At 73.8% G+C, this 413-nt stretch carries 1 protein-coding gene; it reads left to right on the top strand.

Annotated features, from left to right (window positions below; translation table 11 throughout):
* Positions 1-413 (top strand): plasmid replication protein RepC (repC, locus tag ACLQ2O_RS41930; protein ID WP_425843482.1); only part of this gene is annotated, 413 nt, incomplete at both ends.

Genomic DNA, 413 nt, shown 5'->3' with positions numbered 1-413 from the left:
CCGCGACCCTTTCGGTGCTCGAGGCGATGCTGACCTTCCTGCCGGAAGCGGTCCTCGCCCCGGATCGCGAGGCCGGCGTCGAGCTCGTCGTGTTTCCGTCGAACCGGACGTTGAGCGCCCGCGCTCGGGGCCTCTCCGAGGCCGCCCTGCGCCGTCACATCGCCGCCCTGGCCGAGGCCGGGCTGGTGATCCGGCGGGATAGTCCCAACGGCAAGCGCTACGCCCGGCGTGGCGAGGGCGGCCAGGTCACGCAGGCCTTCGGCTTCGACCTTACCCCCCTCGCCCTGCGCGCCGGCGAGTTCGCGGCCCTGGCCGATGCCGTGCGGGCTGAGACGCTGGCCCAGCGCATCGCCCGCGAGAAGGTCACCCTGCTGCGGCGCGACTGCGCCAAGCTCCTGGACGCCCTCGATGCC

Source organism: Kribbella sp. DT2, assembly GCF_049844575.1.
Lineage (GTDB): Bacteria > Actinomycetota > Actinomycetes > Propionibacteriales > Kribbellaceae > Kribbella.
Note: the sequence above shows the minus strand (reverse complement) of the source record. Positions and strands in the feature narration are given on the sequence as shown.